Origin of the sequence: Pseudophaeobacter profundi (assembly GCF_029697505.1) — a bacterium.
Taxonomy (GTDB): domain Bacteria; phylum Pseudomonadota; class Alphaproteobacteria; order Rhodobacterales; family Rhodobacteraceae; genus Pseudophaeobacter; species Pseudophaeobacter profundi.
This window is the reverse complement of record NZ_JARJEF010000008.1, coordinates 1-15,845: the sequence shown is the minus strand read 5'-3', so window position 1 is coordinate 15,845 and position 15,845 is coordinate 1. Positions and strand designations below refer to the sequence as shown.

16 protein-coding genes are annotated in these 15,845 nt (G+C 58.3%); 13 read left to right on the top strand and 3 right to left on the bottom strand.

All coding sequences use genetic code 11. The features are described from left to right. Positions 1 to 83 precede the first annotated feature (83 nt). Positions 84 to 1,343, top strand: a complete 1,260-nt coding sequence (locus tag P2081_RS13345; protein WP_278923376.1) for an MFS transporter — start codon at positions 84 to 86, stop codon at positions 1,341 to 1,343. Further along, positions 1,340 to 1,882 carry a DUF3833 family protein gene (locus P2081_RS13340; protein ID WP_278923375.1) on the top strand — a complete coding sequence of 181 codons (543 nt, stop codon included), beginning with the start codon at positions 1,340 to 1,342 and terminating at the stop codon, positions 1,880 to 1,882. The genes P2081_RS13345 and P2081_RS13340 overlap by 4 nt, the downstream gene beginning before the upstream one ends. Positions 1,883 to 2,046: 164 nt before the next feature. Here the strand turns inward: P2081_RS13340 and P2081_RS13335 are convergent, their stop codons facing one another. The 3 genes from P2081_RS13335 to P2081_RS13325 all read right to left on the bottom strand — a co-directional run bounded on the left by P2081_RS13335 (position 2,047) and on the right by P2081_RS13325 (position 4,418). Next, positions 2,047 to 2,682 (bottom strand): ChrR family anti-sigma-E factor, encoded by a 636-nt coding sequence (locus P2081_RS13335; protein WP_278923374.1) that lies wholly within the window; start codon positions 2,680 to 2,682, stop codon positions 2,047 to 2,049. Continuing rightward, positions 2,679 to 3,197 (bottom strand): sigma-70 family RNA polymerase sigma factor, encoded by a 519-nt coding sequence (locus P2081_RS13330; RefSeq protein ID WP_278923373.1) that lies wholly within the window; start codon positions 3,195 to 3,197, stop codon positions 2,679 to 2,681. Before P2081_RS13330 ends, P2081_RS13335 begins: the two co-directional genes overlap by 4 nt. Before the next feature lie 192 nt (positions 3,198 to 3,389). Continuing rightward, positions 3,390 to 4,418: a LysR family transcriptional regulator gene (locus tag P2081_RS13325; protein ID WP_278923372.1), complete on the bottom strand. Its 1,029-nt coding sequence runs from the start codon at positions 4,416 to 4,418 to the stop codon at positions 3,390 to 3,392. Between the two features lie 135 nt (positions 4,419 to 4,553). On the opposite strand from P2081_RS13325, the gene P2081_RS13320 reads away from it, so the two are divergent. The 11 genes from P2081_RS13320 to P2081_RS13270 all read left to right on the top strand — a co-directional run bounded on the left by P2081_RS13320 (position 4,554) and on the right by P2081_RS13270 (position 15,349). Further along, positions 4,554 to 5,330 (top strand): transporter substrate-binding domain-containing protein, encoded by a 777-nt coding sequence (locus P2081_RS13320; protein ID WP_278923371.1) that lies wholly within the window; start codon positions 4,554 to 4,556, stop codon positions 5,328 to 5,330. Positions 5,331 to 5,557: 227 nt separating this feature from the next. Further along, positions 5,558 to 6,205: an amino acid ABC transporter permease gene (locus P2081_RS13315; RefSeq protein WP_278923370.1), complete on the top strand. Its 648-nt coding sequence runs from the start codon at positions 5,558 to 5,560 to the stop codon at positions 6,203 to 6,205. 18 nt (positions 6,206 to 6,223) lie between these two features. Further along, positions 6,224 to 6,880, top strand: a complete 657-nt coding sequence (locus tag P2081_RS13310) for an amino acid ABC transporter permease (protein WP_278923369.1) — start codon at positions 6,224 to 6,226, stop codon at positions 6,878 to 6,880. A gap of 16 nt (positions 6,881 to 6,896) precedes the next feature. Next, positions 6,897 to 7,667: an amino acid ABC transporter ATP-binding protein gene (locus tag P2081_RS13305; RefSeq protein WP_278923368.1), complete on the top strand. Its 771-nt coding sequence runs from the start codon at positions 6,897 to 6,899 to the stop codon at positions 7,665 to 7,667. Further along, positions 7,664 to 9,016 carry an aminotransferase family protein gene (locus tag P2081_RS13300; protein WP_278923367.1) on the top strand — a complete coding sequence of 451 codons (1,353 nt, stop codon included), beginning with the start codon at positions 7,664 to 7,666 and terminating at the stop codon, positions 9,014 to 9,016. Before P2081_RS13305 ends, P2081_RS13300 begins: the two co-directional genes overlap by 4 nt. Next, positions 9,013 to 9,705, top strand: a complete 693-nt coding sequence (locus P2081_RS13295; protein WP_278923366.1) for a CoA transferase subunit A — start codon at positions 9,013 to 9,015, stop codon at positions 9,703 to 9,705. Before P2081_RS13300 ends, P2081_RS13295 begins: the two co-directional genes overlap by 4 nt. Next, complete coding sequence (locus tag P2081_RS13290; protein ID WP_278923365.1) at positions 9,692 to 10,363, top strand: 3-oxoacid CoA-transferase subunit B; 672 nt, start codon at positions 9,692 to 9,694, stop codon at positions 10,361 to 10,363. Before P2081_RS13295 ends, P2081_RS13290 begins: the two co-directional genes overlap by 14 nt. Further along, positions 10,353 to 11,657, top strand: a complete 1,305-nt coding sequence (locus tag P2081_RS13285; protein ID WP_278923364.1) for an ArgE/DapE family deacylase — start codon at positions 10,353 to 10,355, stop codon at positions 11,655 to 11,657. Before P2081_RS13290 ends, P2081_RS13285 begins: the two co-directional genes overlap by 11 nt. 108 nt (positions 11,658 to 11,765) lie before the next feature. After that, positions 11,766 to 12,926, top strand: coding sequence for an amidohydrolase (locus tag P2081_RS13280; RefSeq protein WP_278923363.1), 1,161 nt, complete (start codon positions 11,766 to 11,768; stop codon positions 12,924 to 12,926). 5 nt (positions 12,927 to 12,931) lie between these two features. Continuing rightward, the gene (locus P2081_RS13275) at positions 12,932 to 14,050 is read left to right on the top strand and encodes an alanine racemase (RefSeq protein WP_278923362.1); all 1,119 of its coding nucleotides are present in this window, start codon (positions 12,932 to 12,934) and stop codon (positions 14,048 to 14,050) included. 333 nt (positions 14,051 to 14,383) lie between these two features. Beyond that, the gene (locus tag P2081_RS13270) at positions 14,384 to 15,349 is read left to right on the top strand and encodes a glycosyltransferase family A protein (protein ID WP_278923361.1); all 966 of its coding nucleotides are present in this window, start codon (positions 14,384 to 14,386) and stop codon (positions 15,347 to 15,349) included. Positions 15,350 to 15,845 lie beyond the last annotated feature (496 nt).

Genomic DNA, 15,845 nt, shown 5'->3' with positions numbered 1-15,845 from the left:
CGCGGGGTGCATCCTGCATTTCGGCGGCAGTGGCAAGCTTTGGGTGGCGTTAGGCAGGGGCTTGCCCGTCAGAACAGTGGGGCATGCCGTTGACGCGCGAACCGGTGAGCCAGAGCCTGCTTTACCCGCGCGTCAGTCTCTATGCCCTGATGTTGGCCGCGGCGGGTATTCCGCTTTACATCCATTTGCCGCGGTTTGCCTCGGTCAATCTGGGGATTGGTCTGGGCACGGTTGGCGTGATCCTGATGGGGATCAGGCTGATTGATCTGGTGCAGGACCCATTGATCGGATGGGCGCTGGATCGTTGGGCGCGGGCGCAGCGGGTCTTTGCGGCTGCGGCGGCCCTTGGCCTGGCTTTTGGCTTCCCCGCTCTGTTCATGCTGCAACCCGGAGAAGGCATCACGTTTCGGCTCACCCTGGTTTTGGTCTTGCTGTTTTCCGCCTACAGCCTGGGCATGATCCTGCTGTACGGACGCAGTGCGATGCTGGCCAAACAGGCAACCACTGCCGAGATCACCCGCATGGCGGCCTATCGTGAAGGCGGGATGCTGCTGGGGGTGGTTTTGGTGGCGATTGCGCCGACGCTCCTTGTCTTGCTGGGGGCTTCGGCGCAGGGCTATCCGGCGCTGGGGTGGGGCCTTGGCACTTTGGCCTTGATGACGGCGGTCCTGGCGCGCAGCATCTGGCGACGTCCGGTGCAGCTTGGCACCGCGTTGAACCTGCAAGGCCTGGCAACCTCCGGTGCCGCCCGCCTGTTGCTTTTGGCGCTGATCAACAGCCTGCCTGTCGCGATCACATCAACTCTGTTTTTGTTTTTTGTCGAAGACAGGCTCGATCTTGCAGACCAGTCGGGCCTTTTGCTGCTGCTCTTCTTTGCATCTGCGGGATTGTCTGTCCCTCTCTGGGCACGGATCAGTCGCCAACTTGGCCCGCGCAATACCTTGTTGATTGCAATGCCGCTGGCGGTTTGTGCCTTTGTCGGCGCGGCCTTCCTTGCCCCCGGCAACCTGATTGGGTTTGCCATCATCTGCTTGGCTTCGGGTGTCGCATTGGGCGCCGATATGGTGATCCTGCCGGTGATGTTTTCCATGGCCCTGGTACGGGCAAATCTAAGGGCATCAACTGCTTTTGGTATCTGGTCTTTTGCAGGCAAGCTGGGGCTGGCCCTGGCGGCCTTTCTGGTGCTGCCGACCTTGCAATGGAGCGGCTTTGAACCCGGAGCAGAAAACACGCCGCAGGCGCTTGCAGCGCTGAATGGGGCCTATGCGATTTTGCCCTGCCTTCTGAAACTGGCCGCGATTGGCCTGGCCATGACCCTTCCGACGGAGGATACCGCGACATGAAAATCCTGACCACCATTCTGGTACTTGTGCTGTTGATAATTATGGCGCGAGACCGGTTCTTCAGCTTTCGCGCGCAAAACCCGGCAGACTACAAGGACAGCGGACCCAGCTTTGTCTTGCAGGAGCATCTCTCTGGCCGCCTGCAGTCAGAGGGGCTTATCTTTGGGCCAAAGGGCGATATGACCAACAGTTTTGTTGCAGAGATGGTTGGCGAATGGGACGGCGATACCGGAACCCTGACAGAAAACTTCACCTATTCGAACGGTAAAACACAGCAACGCAAATGGTATCTGCGGATGGACAGCGCCTCTACCTTTACCGCCACCGCGGATGACATCGTTGGCGAGGGCAAAGGCGTCATCTCTGGGTCAACCGTCAAGCTGAGCTACCTGATCACCCTGCCGGAAGAGTCGGGCGGCTATACCCTGGAGGCGACGGATTGGATGTATTTGACTGAGAATGGCGTCATTATGAACAAGTCTGAAATGCGCAAATACGGCATCAAAGTTGCCGAGCTTCTGGCCACGATGCACCGTTGATCATCGGGCTTTTGCGCTGGTGCAAGCCAGCCAGCCAGCGGCGGCGGGGCAGTTGACCGGGGGCTTGCCGCTTTGGAATGCGGTTGATGACTGCCCCGGTGCCGCACTTCATCTTGCAGGATCGCGGCCCGCGACCAGGCCGCTGTTGCATGGTGGCACGGGGGCTAGATCCGAAACAGAGGTTGCAGCAGGCGCGGTATCAGGGCTTTGAAGCGCAGCGGCGCATCTGTCGCGGCAAGGCAAATGCAGGGGTCACCTGGATCGGCGGTTGGCGTGTGATCAAGGTCCTCATCGCCGATTTCGACGTCGCCAATGCCAAAACGTCCGGTGCTATCGCTGAAACTGCCCTGCAGCACCATTGTCAGCTCCAATCCGTTGTGGCTGTGGTCTGGTACCGCTTGCCCTGCCGGGATGAACAGCAGGCGCGCATTTGACTCGGCATCCGCCGTCAGGATGGTCTGGCGAACCCCCATGCCCAGAGCTTTCCATTTGGGCTGCTGTCCCTGCAGCGCCGCCACGACGGGACCGGGGTAGATGCCAGAACGGTCATAGATTGGTTCGGCTCTGGCCGGTGCATCCAATTGCGCCAGGACGCTGGCGCGCAACCCGCTGGACAGAGGGCTTGCACTGGTGGCTTCCAGGATGGCCCCGCCGACGGCCTGATGGGCGGCAACGGCGGCGCGACAGTCATTACACATGGAAATATGGCTGGCCACGACCAGGGCAAAGGCATGCGGCAGGGTGCCCGCAGCATAGGATGCGAGCAAATGATCTGGGATATGATGGGTGATTGCGGTCATGAGCGCAGCCCCTTTAGGTCATGTCTCAGCCGCTCAAGGCCAAGACGAATTCTTGATTTGATGGTCCCGAGCGGCAGCCCCGTCTGAGTTTGGATCTCTTGGTGGGTCAGTTCCCCCAGATAGGCCTTTTCGACAATGACCCTTTGATCTTCGCTCAGACGCTGAAGCGCCTGCTTCAGGTGTTCGCTTTCCTGCTCTATCGCCAGGATCTGGCTGGCATCCGCTTCAGCGCCCGGATCTTCTTTCAGTTCTTCAGGAACCGGCCTGGCCTCTTTGCGGGCTATGTCAATTTGCCGGTGTCTGGCAATCTGATAGATCCAGGCGGAAACCTGGGCGCGATGCGGGTCGAACTGCTCGGCCTTGCGCCAGACTGTCAGCATCACATCCTGGATCACTTCCTCGGCCTGCGCAGCAGGGGTGCCGCCACGGATGACAAACCCCTTCAGGCGCGGTGCAAAGTGATCGAACAAGGCAGCAAAGGCGGCCCTGTCCCTATCGATCTTCACCCTCAGCATCCATTTGGTTTGCTCAGAATAGTTGCTTTGCACTTTCGACACGTCTTTGCCTTCATGGCGAGGGCGCCCGGTGAGAGCGCGCCTGTGAGAGATATCAATGTCGAATGTCATCATACCCAATCTACGAAGGCCACATCTTTTTGGATCACAATAGAATTGCGACGCACCTGAATGTGGTTCGAAATGCGGATTTCAATCCGACTGGACGGGCGGCGATAGGGGGGTGCCCTCGGCTGGGTATTGCAGGGCTTGGGGATCCAGGTCTGCCCCATATGTCCGTTCGGTAATATCGATGGCTGAAATCTCAGCTTCGCAGGTGGACAAGAAGGCGGCTTCCGCATCGGACAGGCGGCGTGCCGGGTTGGTAATCAGGTAGATGTTCACCATCGGCAGGGCGTCATAGGGCGGCAACTGGCGGATGTGGCCAGCTGCCACATCCGGTTTGGCGACGTGCAGGGGCAGGGCGCCGATCCCGATATCAGCCATGATCATCCGGCGGATTTCATTCAGGCTCGAGGATACCCCGCGCCAGGTATTGGCCAATCCCATCCGGGCACGCAGGCGAGAGATGACTTCAAGCGGCCCGCCTTCGGCTTCGGTTTGAAAGGCCACGAAGGGTTCGCCTTCCAGATCTTTCGGGGTGATGGTTTTGGCGCTGAACAGGGGGTGCCGTGCGCCGCAGTAAAGACCAAAGAATTCCCGGTACAGGACCAATGTGTTCAGATTTTTCGGAAGCGCCGACAAGAGGCAGACCCCGAAACTGGCCCGGTTTTGCGATATTATGGTCTCGATATCGCCGCTTTCGTGCACGGAAAAAGAATAGGTGACATGTGGGTGCGCCTTGCAGAACCGGTTCAGAATATCCCCGAAGTGCTCTGAAATCACAGAGCTGGTGATGGCAATCGACAGATGTCCGCGCAATTCGGCGGTATCCGCGTCAAGCAGTGACGGAAGCTGGGAGATCGAGCCAAAGATCTTGGCGCATTCGGTATAAAGCGCATGGCCTGCGCGGGTAATGGTGAACTCATTGGGCTTGCGGATAACCAGCGTCTTATTGGTGGTCTGCTCAAGACGCTTTAGGGCTGCCGATACCGTCGGCTGCTTCAAGCCAAGAAAATTCGCTGCTTTGGAGATGCCGCGCTGCTCGACCACCACCATGAAAGTACGCAAGAGATTCCAATCAAGGTTCCAGGGAAAGCGATGTCCATGTGGTAGCTTCATAGTTTTCATCTATGTTAAGAATGCCTATTATTTATTTGCGCGATGTGATGCCACATGCAAGTCTTTTCTCAGAGCGGGCCTGCCGCCAATAAACGCACAGGATAAATCCTGATTTTGATCAATAGGGAGATCACAATGACATTCCGCCGTACCATCCTTAAAAGTGCAATCGCAGCCGTAGGTCTTGCGGCCTTCGGCATGAACACTGCCGCCGCCGAGGAGCTGGATAGCCTGAAAGAAAAAGGGGTGATCCGCATCGCGATGTCCGGCGCTTACCCTCCGTTCAACTTTGTGAACGATGAAAACGAGGTTGTCGGCTTTGACCCTGCCGTCGGGACCGAAATCGCCAAGCGCATGGGCCTGGAAGCCGAAATCGTCACCACGGCATGGGACGGCATCATTGGTGGCCTCTTGGCCAATAAATATGATGCGATTGTCGGGTCGATGACCATCACCGCAGAGCGGGACGAAGTGGTTGATTTTGTTGGCCCCTACTATTCGGACAAGCGCGCCATCTTTACCAAGCCGGGGTCGGGCATTGCCAGCCTTGAAGATCTGGAAGGCAAGCGTGTTGGCCTGACACTGGGCGAAACCCACGAAGATTGGGCCCGTGATCGCGGCTATGACATCAATACCTACAAAGGTCTGCCAGAACTGCTGCTTGAGCTGGAAAACGGCCGGGTTGATGCAATTGTAAACGACTCGATTGCAGCCATCCTGGCGATGACCGCGAAGGAGCAGGCGTTCGAGATGTTTGCCGACCCCACCACAGAGCCCTTCGGCGCGGGTATTGCCATTCGTGAGGGCAGCCCCGAGCTGGCCGCAGAAATGCAAAAAGCCCTGGATTCGATGATGGAAGACGGCACCTATCTCGCTCTTGCTGAAAAATGGATCGGCGCTGACATCCGCTGATATCGCTGTTCCCTGCCGCCGGATACGGCGGCAGGGGGTTGCCGCAATGGCATGATGGATTACGCGCCTCGGCAATTCGGCCCCTTTGTGGCCTGACCTAAGCGTAGAGGCCGATCCCTACCCAAACAAAGTGTGGACCTGCATGATTTCCAGCATGGGATTTCTTTCGTCACGAATGTTGCACATGGCTGCATCGCGGCTGTGTCGCCAGGTCAAAGGAGTGAAGCATGGACTTTGAACTGATGCTCAAGGTTTATCCGTTCTTTCTGGAGGCCGCCTGGACAACGATCCTGTTGTCAGTGCTGACCGCCATTCTGGGCCTGACCTGTGGCACGCTCGGCGCTGCCGCCCGACTGTCACGATTTGCGGCCCTGCGATTCCTCGGGGCCGCCTATGTCAGCCTGTTTCGCGGCACCCCCGCCTTGATTCAGCTGTTCATCCTGTATTTTGGCGGGCCACAGATCGGCATCCAGTTGGATGCCTTCGAGGCTGGCGTCATCGGTCTGGGTATCAATGCCGGAGCCTATATGACGGAAACCATTCGCGGGGCGATCATTTCGATCGACAAGGGGCAGCGCGAAGCCGCCCGGACCCTGGGGCTTAGCAGTTGGCAAGCCACATATCAGGTTATCCTGCCGCAGGCCTCGCGGCTGATGGTGCGCCCGTTGGGCGTGAACCTGAATATGTTGATCAAGGCGACAGCCCTGGTGGCGGCGATTTCGGTCATCGAACTGACCTATACCGCACAACGTTATATCGGCTCGACCTACAAACCCTTCGAGATGTTCCTGCTGGCAGGGGTTCTCTACATGATCATCATCTATGTGGTGGGCCGTGGCGTTGCCTGGCTGGATCGCAAAGTTCAGATTAACTGATCGGAAAAGGAAAGACAGATGGGCCTCGATTTTTCGATTATTCCCAAGTATTTGGATGTGGTATTGCTGGGTGCTGCCTGGACTATGGGCATCACCGTCGCATCCGCGATCCTCAGCTTTTTTGGCGGTATCGTCTTCGCCGTGATCGCGCTTTATGCGCCCTGGATCATCCGCCAGCCTTTCCGCCTGATCGAGTGGGTATTTATGGGCACGCCGCTTCTGCTGCAGCTGTTCCTGATCTATTTTGGCCTGGTGCAGATCGGCATTGACCTGCCTGCCTTTGTGGCCGGTATCATCGGGTTGGGGCTGCATTTTGCGGTCTACAACTCTGAACTGATCCAGACGGCAATCCTAGCAGTCGACAAGGGCCAGATGGAAGCGGCACGCACCCTGGGATTAAGCCGAGGCGAAGCCCTGCGCAAAGTAGTGATCCCGCAGGCGGTGCGCGCCGTGATCCCGCCGATTGGCAACAACATGATTGCCCTGCTGAAAGACAGCGCCCTGGTTTCGGTAATTGGGGTCAGCGAACTGACGCTTTCCGCCCAGCGGGTGATCGGCAAGACCTATCGTCCGTTCGAGTTCTACATCCTTGCCGCTGCCTTCTACTACGTCATCAACCTTTGCATGGAATGGGTGCAGCGCAAGATCGAGCGCCGCATTGCCATCTCCCGCTGATCTTGCGAGACCAATCATGACCGAACAGACAGACTTCGTCGAAATCCGCCATGCACAGAAATCCTTTGGCGCGCTTGAGGTTCTCAAGGACATCAGCCTTTCCGTTACGCGCGGCCAGATCGTTGGCATCATCGGCTCATCAGGGTCAGGCAAATCCACACTGCTGCGCGCCATCAACGATCTGGATCCGCTGACCGGCGGGGAAATCTGGTTGGACGGCGTGCAGGTGAACAAAAGCCTGCCGCACCGCCAATATGAAAAACACATCAATGAAATGCGTCAGCAGGTCGGCATGGTGTTCCAGCACTTCAACCTGTTCCCGCACATGACCGCGCGCGAAAATGTCACGATGGCGCCAAAGATGCTCAAGGGATTGTCGCAAGAGGCCGCCGATAAGCTCGCAGAAGAGCAGCTGGACAAGGTGGGGATGCTGGAGCGGATCGACTACTATCCCTCGCAGCTGTCTGGTGGTCAGAAGCAGCGGGTCGCCATCGCCCGGGCGCTTGCGATGAAGCCAAAGCTGATGCTGTTTGACGAAGCAACCTCTGCCCTGGATCCCGAATTGGTGGAAGAGGTGAACCTGGTCATGAAACGGCTCGCAGAAGAGCACATGACGATGATTATCGTCACCCATGAAATGGACTTTGCGGCCTCGGTCTGTGACCGCGTGCTGTTCATGGACAAGGGCGTTGTTGTCGAGGAAGGCCCACCTGCGACCATGTTCAAACATCCAACCAAGGAACGAACCCGAGAGTTCCTCCGCAAACATATCGAAGGTGCAAAGTGAGCGACGAGATTTCCTACCTGTTTTATCAATCCCGCACGCCGCGCCCCTTTCTGGAGCATGGCGAGGGCATCTATCTGTTTGATGAGACCGGCAAACGCTACATCGACGGATCGTCCGGCGCGATGGTGTCCAACATCGGTCACTCCAACCCGCGCGTCCTTGCCAAGATGAAGGCGCAGATGGACAAGGCCACCTTTGGTTACCGGCTGCATTTTCGCACCCATCCCTCCGAGGATCTGGCGGCAAAAACCGTTGCGATGACGCCGGACGGGCTGGATCGTGTTTTCTTTGTCTCGGGCGGGTCCGAAGCGGTGGAAAGCGCCGTGAAGCTGGCCCGGCAATATGCCTTGACCCAGGGGCAGGGCAGCCGTCACCGGGTGATCTCGCGCTTTCCTTCTTATCATGGGTGCACCTTCGGGGCGCTGGACCTGACAGGCTATGATCCGCTGCGCGAACCCTTTGCCCCGATGATGCAGGGCATGCCCAAGGTGGCGGCCCCCGCGACCTATCTGGACCGCGACAACCTGAGCGAAGAAGAACGCGGCTTGAAATACGCCGAGCTGCTACGCGAGCAGATCCTGAAAGAAGGGCCGGAGAATGTGCTGGCCTTCCTGATGGAACCCGTCGGCGGGGCCTCGACCGGGGCGCTGGTTGCCCCGGACAGCTACTATGGCCGGGTGCGTGAGATCTGCGACGAATTTGGCGTGCTGCTGATCTATGATGAGGTGATGACCGGGGCAGGCCGCACCGGCAAGTTCCTGGCCGCCGAACACTGGGGCATCACCCCGGATATTGTCGCCATGTCCAAGGGCTTTGGCGCAGGCTATGCGCCTTTGGGTGCTATTGTGGCGCGCGCGCGTCTGGTCGATCCGGTTCTGGATGCGGGTGGCTTTCTGCATGGCTTTACCTATGCCGGCAATCCGCTTGCCTGTTCCGCTGGGTTGGCGGTGCTGGAAGAGATGGAAGACCAAAACCTGATCGAAAATGCTGCCCGCATGGGGGATGTCCTGATGACGCGCCTGCGTGCCTTGATGGATCGCTATCCCTTTATCGGCGATGTGCGCGGCAAGGGGTTGCTGACGGCTTTTGAATTTGTCGCGGACCGTACAACCATGGAGCCCCTGCCGCCAGAGCTGGACGCCCATGCACGGCTTGTCGAACTGGCCTATGAGCGCGGCCTTATCATCTATTCCCGCCGCACCCGAGGCGGCACCGCAGGCGACCATTTCCTGATCGCACCGCCGCTGATCATTACCGAAGCGCAGATCGACGAGATCATGACGATCCTGCTGGATGCGCTGGATGCCTTTGCCACAGAGGTGGGACTGCCCATCGCGGAGGCCGCATGAGACTGCCAGACAAAAGCTGCAAGATTGCCAGCGCCATTGCCAAGATCAAACCGGGCGACAGGGTCATGATTGGCGGCTTTGGCGTGCCCGGCACACCGATGACGCTGATCCAGGCGCTTGTCGACCATGGGGCAGATAACCTGACGATCATCAAGAATGACGCAAACGAGCCGGGCATGGGCATCGATCACCTGCTGCAAAGCGGCCAGGTCTCGCGGCTGATCACCACCCATCTGGGCCTGAATACCCATGCGATTTCGCTGATGAATACAGGCCAGATCGAGGTGGAGTTCAACGCACAGGGTATTCTGGCCGAACGTATTCGGGCAGGCGGTGCCGGGATTGGGGCTGTGCTGAGTGATATCGGTATCGGCACCGAGCTGGCGGTGGGCAAGCAGGTGGTCGAGATCGCGGGAAAGCCGCATCTGGTGGAAACCGCCCTGCGTGCCGATGTGGCGCTGATCCACGCCGACCGCGCCGATATCTTTGGCAACCTGGCCTATGTCGCAACTGCGCAGAACTTTAACCCGCTGATGGCAATGGCGGCTGATTGCGTGATTGCCGAGACCGAAACCCTGCTGCCGCTTGGCGGGCTGGCTGCGAATGCCGTCCATACCGCTGGTGTTTTTGTCGATCATGTTGCCGAACTGGCAGAACTGAGCAAGGAATACGCCGTTGTCCAGCGCTAAAGAACGCATGATTGCCCGCGCCGCGCGCGAGATCACACCGGGGATGGTGGTCAACCTTGGCATCGGCCTGCCGACCCAGGTGGTCAACCACCTGCCCAGGGATTTTCCGGTCTGCTTGCACACCGAAAACGGCATGACTGGTATCGGTCCAACGCTGACGCCGGACCAGGCCGACCGCAATCTGATTGATGCCGGTGGCAGCTATGTCTCGACAGTGCCGGGATCGGCCTTTTTCGACAGTGCCACCAGCTTTGCCATGGTGCGTTCGGGACGGCTGGATCTGACAATGCTGGGCGCTTTCGAGGTGAGCGCCAGCGGCGATCTGGCCAACTGGAAGATCCCCGGCAAATTCAGCCCCGGCGTCGGTGGCGGCGTAGAGCTGGCCCAAAAGGCGCGGCGGGTGGTGGTTCTGACCACGCATACCGACCGCGCTGGCAACCCGAAGCTGAAAGAAACATGCTCATTGCCGCTAACGGCAAGGGCCTGTGTGGCACGGATCTTTACAGACATGGCCGTTATCGACGTAACGCCACGGGGTTTTGTGCTTGTTGAAACACTGGGCGGCATTAGCGCGGCAGAAGTGGCCGAGGCCACCGGCGCGCCCCTGCTGCTGCCGGATACCGATCTGCCAGAATTTGAGGCCCGCCATGGAAGATGACTTGAACGCAGGCCTGAACACAGACCTGGGCGCCGCTGTGGATGCAGCTTTTGACCGGCAGGTCACCTTCCTGTCCGATTTGACCGCGCATCCTTCGACCCGTGGCAATGAACAATCGGCGCAGGATTTCATGGCGGCGGAGCTAAGCGCGCGCGGCTATGATCTTGATCGCTGGCAGATTGATATCGCCGAGATCCAGCACCTGCCGGGATTTTCGCCGGTGCTTGGCCCCTATGAGGATGCAGTCAATGTGGTGGGCACCCACCGGTCCCGGACACAGGCGGGCCGATCACTCATCCTGAACGGGCATATTGACGTGGTGCCTGCCGGGCCGCTGGACATGTGGGACAGCCCACCGTTTGAACCGCGGGTCGAAGGCGGCTGGCTCTATGGGCGGGGCGGCGGCGACATGAAGGCCGGGCTGGCCTCGAACCTTTTTGCGCTGGATGCGCTTAGGGCCTGTGGCCGCGCCCCGGCAGCGGATGTGTTTTTCCAGTCCGTGGTTGAAGAGGAATGCACTGGCAACGGTGCGTTGGCCTGTCTGGCGCGCGGGTATCGGGCCGATGCGGCCCTGATCCCGGAACCCTTTAGCGAACATCTGGTCACTGCACAGTTGGGGGTGATCTGGTTCCAGGTGCATCTCAAGGGGCTGCCGACCCATGTTGCCTATGCGGGCAGCGGTGCCAATGCGATCGAAGCCGCCTTTCCGTTGATCCGGGCGCTGCATGATATGGAACACCGCTGGAACGCCGCTGAAAACCGGCCTGAAGACTACGCGCATATGGATCATGCGCTGAACCTGAATGTCGGCAAGATCGAAGGTGGAGACTGGACCAGTTCGGTCCCAGCCTGGAGCGTCTTTGACGTGCGCATGGCTATCTTTCCCGGCCAATCCATCGCGGCCGCAAAGGCCGAGATCGAGCAAGTGATTCTGGATGCCGCCCGTGACAATGATTTTCTGCGCAATTCGCTGCCTGAAATTGTCTATCACGGCTTTCACGCCGAGGGCTACGCACTGTCGCGGGACAGTTCCGCCAAGGCGGTATCAGCCATCGCGGCGTTGGATCAGGCGCATCGGTCCGCCACGGGCGAGGCGTTGGTGCGCGAAGCGATCACTGCCACAACCGACGCGCGTTTCTTTGGTCTTTATGCGGATACGCCAGCACTGGTCTATGGCCCGCGCGCCGAAGCCATTCATGGATTCAATGAACGCGTCGACCTGGAAAGCATGCGTCGCATAACCAAAGCCACAGCCATGTTCATCGCCGACTGGTGCGGCACCGAAGAGATCTAAGGAGCAATCTATGCGCCACGCCAACAGCCTTTGCTCCACCCCCGCCTCTTGCGGTCAATATCCCCCCTGTCGTTGCCGTGAACGCCAAGGTCTTCTGAGGAGTTTTTGATGCCTGCTCTTTCTTCTGATCAGATTATGCAGCTTACGGCGTTGCGCCAGACGCTGCACCGCCGCCCCGAACTTTCGGGCGAAGAGGCCGCAACGGCAGAGCGGATCGCCTCTGAGCTGACCCTGCTGGGTGCAGATCGGATCTGGCAGGGCCTTGGTGGCCATGGCGTCGCGGCTGAGTTCACCGGGGCTGCGGCAGGTCCCACCGTGCTGCTGCGGTGCGAACTCGACGGGCTGCCGATCCGTGAACTTTCGTCCTTGCCATATAAATCCGAAATAGAGGGGCGCGGACATCTGTGCGGGCACGACGGGCACATGGTTTCGCTTCTTGGGGTTGGCATGCGGCTGGCGCGCCATCGTCCCGCCGCCGGGCGCGTCATTCTGCTGTTTCAACCCGCCGAAGAAACAGGCGCTGGCGCCAAGGCCGTTATCGAAGATCCGCGCTGGCCCGAGATACGTCCAGACTATGCCTTTGCCTATCACAATGTTCCTGGTCGCCCGCTTGGCGAAATCGGCCTGCGGGCGGGGCCGGGCAACTGTGCGTCGCGCGGTATGCAGATTCTGCTGGAGGGCAAAAGCTCTCATGCGGCAGCCCCCGAAGATGGGGTTTCCCCCGCCAATGCAATGGCCGATCTGATGGTTGCTCTGCCCGGGCTTAGCCAGGGGGTGACCAGCGATGCCGATTTCGCGCTCAGCACTCTGACCCATGCAAACCTTGGTGAACCCGCTTTTGGGATATCGCCTGCAGACGGAGAGTTGCGCGTGACGCTGCGCTCGATGACGAACGAACGGATGGATGGGCTGATCGCCGAGGCGCTGCAGTTGGTTGCAGACAAGAGCGCCAATCTGAAGGTCCAGACCCACTGGCATGATATCTTTCGGGCCGTCGTGAATGATGAAGAGGCCACGGCAGTCGCGCGGCGCGGCGCGCAGGCTCTGGGTCAGACCTGCCTGGAGATGGCGGCACCGATGCGCTGGTCAGAGGACTTTGGCCGTTTCGGGGAAGACGGTGCCAAGGCGGCCCTGCTGTATGTCGGTGCGGGGGAGGCGCAGCCGCAGCTTCACAACCCGGACTACGATTTCCCAGACGCCTTGCTTCCGGTTGTGACCGACCTATTTTGCTGCGTCATTGATGACCTTCTTAGACCCGTGCAGAGTTGAAAATCATGGAAGCCCGACCCGCCTCTTGGTGTACCATTCACACGGATCGTATTTCGAAGAACCTTGAACTTGCTCTTGATCTCGTCCCAAAGGGGAGACGTTTTTGTGCGGTGCTGAAAGCCGATGCCTACGGGCATGGCATTTCGCAGGTTGTGCCGCTTGTCCGCGAACAGGGTGTCACCTGCATCGGGATCACCACCAATGCCGAGGCACGGGCGGTGCGTCAGGCGGGGTTCGACGGCTCTGTTATTCGTCTTAGGGCTGCGGCCCCTCAGGAAATCGAGGGCGCGCTGGAGGATCGGGTCGAAGAGCAGGTTGCCACGCGTCAGGCGGCACAACTGATCCTCAACCATCTGGAGACTGGACGGTATAGGACCTGCGTGCATCTAGCCCTGAATTCAGCAGGCATGTCGCGGGATGCGCTTGAAATCTCGACAGAGGTGGGTGAGGCCGAATGCAGTGATATCCTGGCCACCCTGGGCGACAACATTGGCGGGATCTGTACGCATTTTCCATCAAACGACCCGCTGCAATTGCAGCAAAGTGACGCCCTGTTCCAGCAACAGGTGTCGTGGGTCTTTGAAAACAGTGATCTGAACCGCGCCGATGTCTTGGTGCATGCGGGCAGTTCGCTGACGCTGATCTCAGAGACGGAAGTCTCCACCGACATGTATCGCTGCGGTGCCATACTATATGGGATTCTCAAGCCCGAACTGGGCTTTCGCAGCACGATGGATCTTGAGGCGCGCGTGGTGAGCCTGCAAGACTACCCGGCGGGGTCAACCGTTGGGTATGATAGAGATTACCGGATCGAGAGCAGCCGCCGTCTGGCCTGTATCGCGATCGGGTATGAGAATGGGTTCAGGCGCAATTCAAACAATGGCAATGTGGTTGTCGCAGGGGATTTTCTGGCGCCGGTGGTTGGGAAAATCTCTATGAATGCGATTGTTGCTGATGTCACCGGGGCCGACAGTATTCAGATTGGGGATACCGTCAGCGTCTTTGGTGGCCCGGGGGCTGCTCCGATCCGGCAGTTCACGGTCGAAGGCCAGTTTTGTACAATCATGGCCGATCTATATACCGACTGGGGGCGACGCAATTACCGCGTTTATTGCAGGTCCTAATGCGGGCGCGTGCACCATGCGATCTGGTGGCGCAAAACCGTTTGTCGACATAGCAGGCACAAGGTACTAAAAGGCACCTCCAATAGGGGGGGAACCGTCATGCCTCGTGAAGGCTGCTGCGATCTGGATGTGTCGCTTGCGTCGGACAGGGGCGGGCGGTCTGGCATCGCTCTGCCCCGGCCTGTTAGACACGAGACCTTTCAGAAGCGGCTAGCCAACGCCCGCTATAAAATCAGATGCGCCCGTCCCAACCCAGTGAACAGATAGAACATATGATCGAGAACGATCTTTGGCTCGCCTGAGCTAGTACAAAACCATGAAAGGATGGCCTAAGTGACAGACCCGATCTCTCCGTCGCCCGTGTGCTCGATCATTTGCACCACATATAACCACGAGGCATTCTCGCGGGCGGCGCTCGAGTCGATATTCCAGCAGGACTACGACCACATTGAGATCGTGGTCGTCGATGACGGCTCGACGGACGGAAATGCCGAGGTGTTGGAAAATACGCTTGCGCAGTCCCCCTATCCTTTCCGGCTAATCCTGCAAGACAATACCGGCAATGTTCCGTTAAACGTCAATAGAGGGATTGAGGCCGCGACAGGTGAGTACTTCTCGTTTCTGTCATTGGACGATCTGTTACTGCCGGATGCCATTTCCTCCAAGATGCAGATAATCAAGCACAATCCCAAAGTCGTCCTGGTCGCGAATACCGAGAACATGGAAATCGACAATGCCGGAGAGGTGACCTGCGAGAGCTTTACATCGCAGCTTTACCGCCAGACCTATGCATCGGCGCAGGAACTGCTAGAAGTCGAGTACGAGAATTTGGGTACATTTTATGTACAGGCTTCTGTCGTGAAGGCAGACATCGTAAGAGCAATCGGAGGAATGGATCCGGATATCTCAGGTGACGACATCATCCTGCGCACCAAGATTTTCATGTTCATGATAGAACATCCCGACCTTGAATTTGAACTCGTTCACCGACCCGGCATGAAGTACCGCAAACACGGCAATAACCAGCATCTGAATACCTGGAATCAGATCAAAACGATTGTCGATTGGCGAGACCGCTATTTCCCCGATAGGTCGTTTCCAGAGCTGGCACACGCCTGGATCCTTCACTTTGTTGACCAGTCTCTTAGGACTGGAAACAGAAAGGCAGTGAAACACGCGTTGCAGTACAGTCCTATTCTGACAGAGATTATTGGTGGGTATAGCCGAACCTGGAAGTACCGAAGAAGAAATGCAAAATCCATGTTGAAAAGCTTAGTCAGGTTCCGTCCTCGTTTTTGATTGCTCTGCGCGACGACCGCCGGGCCGTTCCGATAGTAAGTCAGCTGACTGTGGTACTCTTCGATACTCGGCCAGCTCTTCTGTACGTGCCGAACCCGGATCGTTCCTGACGTTCTTCATACCAGGCCGCCTTACAAAAAGCAGATCGGTTCGGGCGAGCGTCGGCTGAAATACCTTTCGATCATTCGTCCTCCCGCCCGACGAATGCTGTCGCACAGTTTTCGTGACACAGTCCAAGGTGCTTTTCCTGTGAGTGGGCTTGACCAAAAGGTTCCCAAACCCGGTGCAATTCGGTGCCATTTTAAAGGGTTTGTTGCCCCAGCGGAAAAAAATCAAAATCGGGTTTTTTCGCCTTGTAACCCCCATGCTTTCTTGGTGACCTGAGCCCCAAGTTTCCTCCACCTAGCGGAGAGTCCTTGGGGTTGGTTTGATGGCCCTACGCGGCCAGTTTGTCCATCGTTCTTTTCTCAGCAAATTCTCTGGGCGTCAGGTTTCC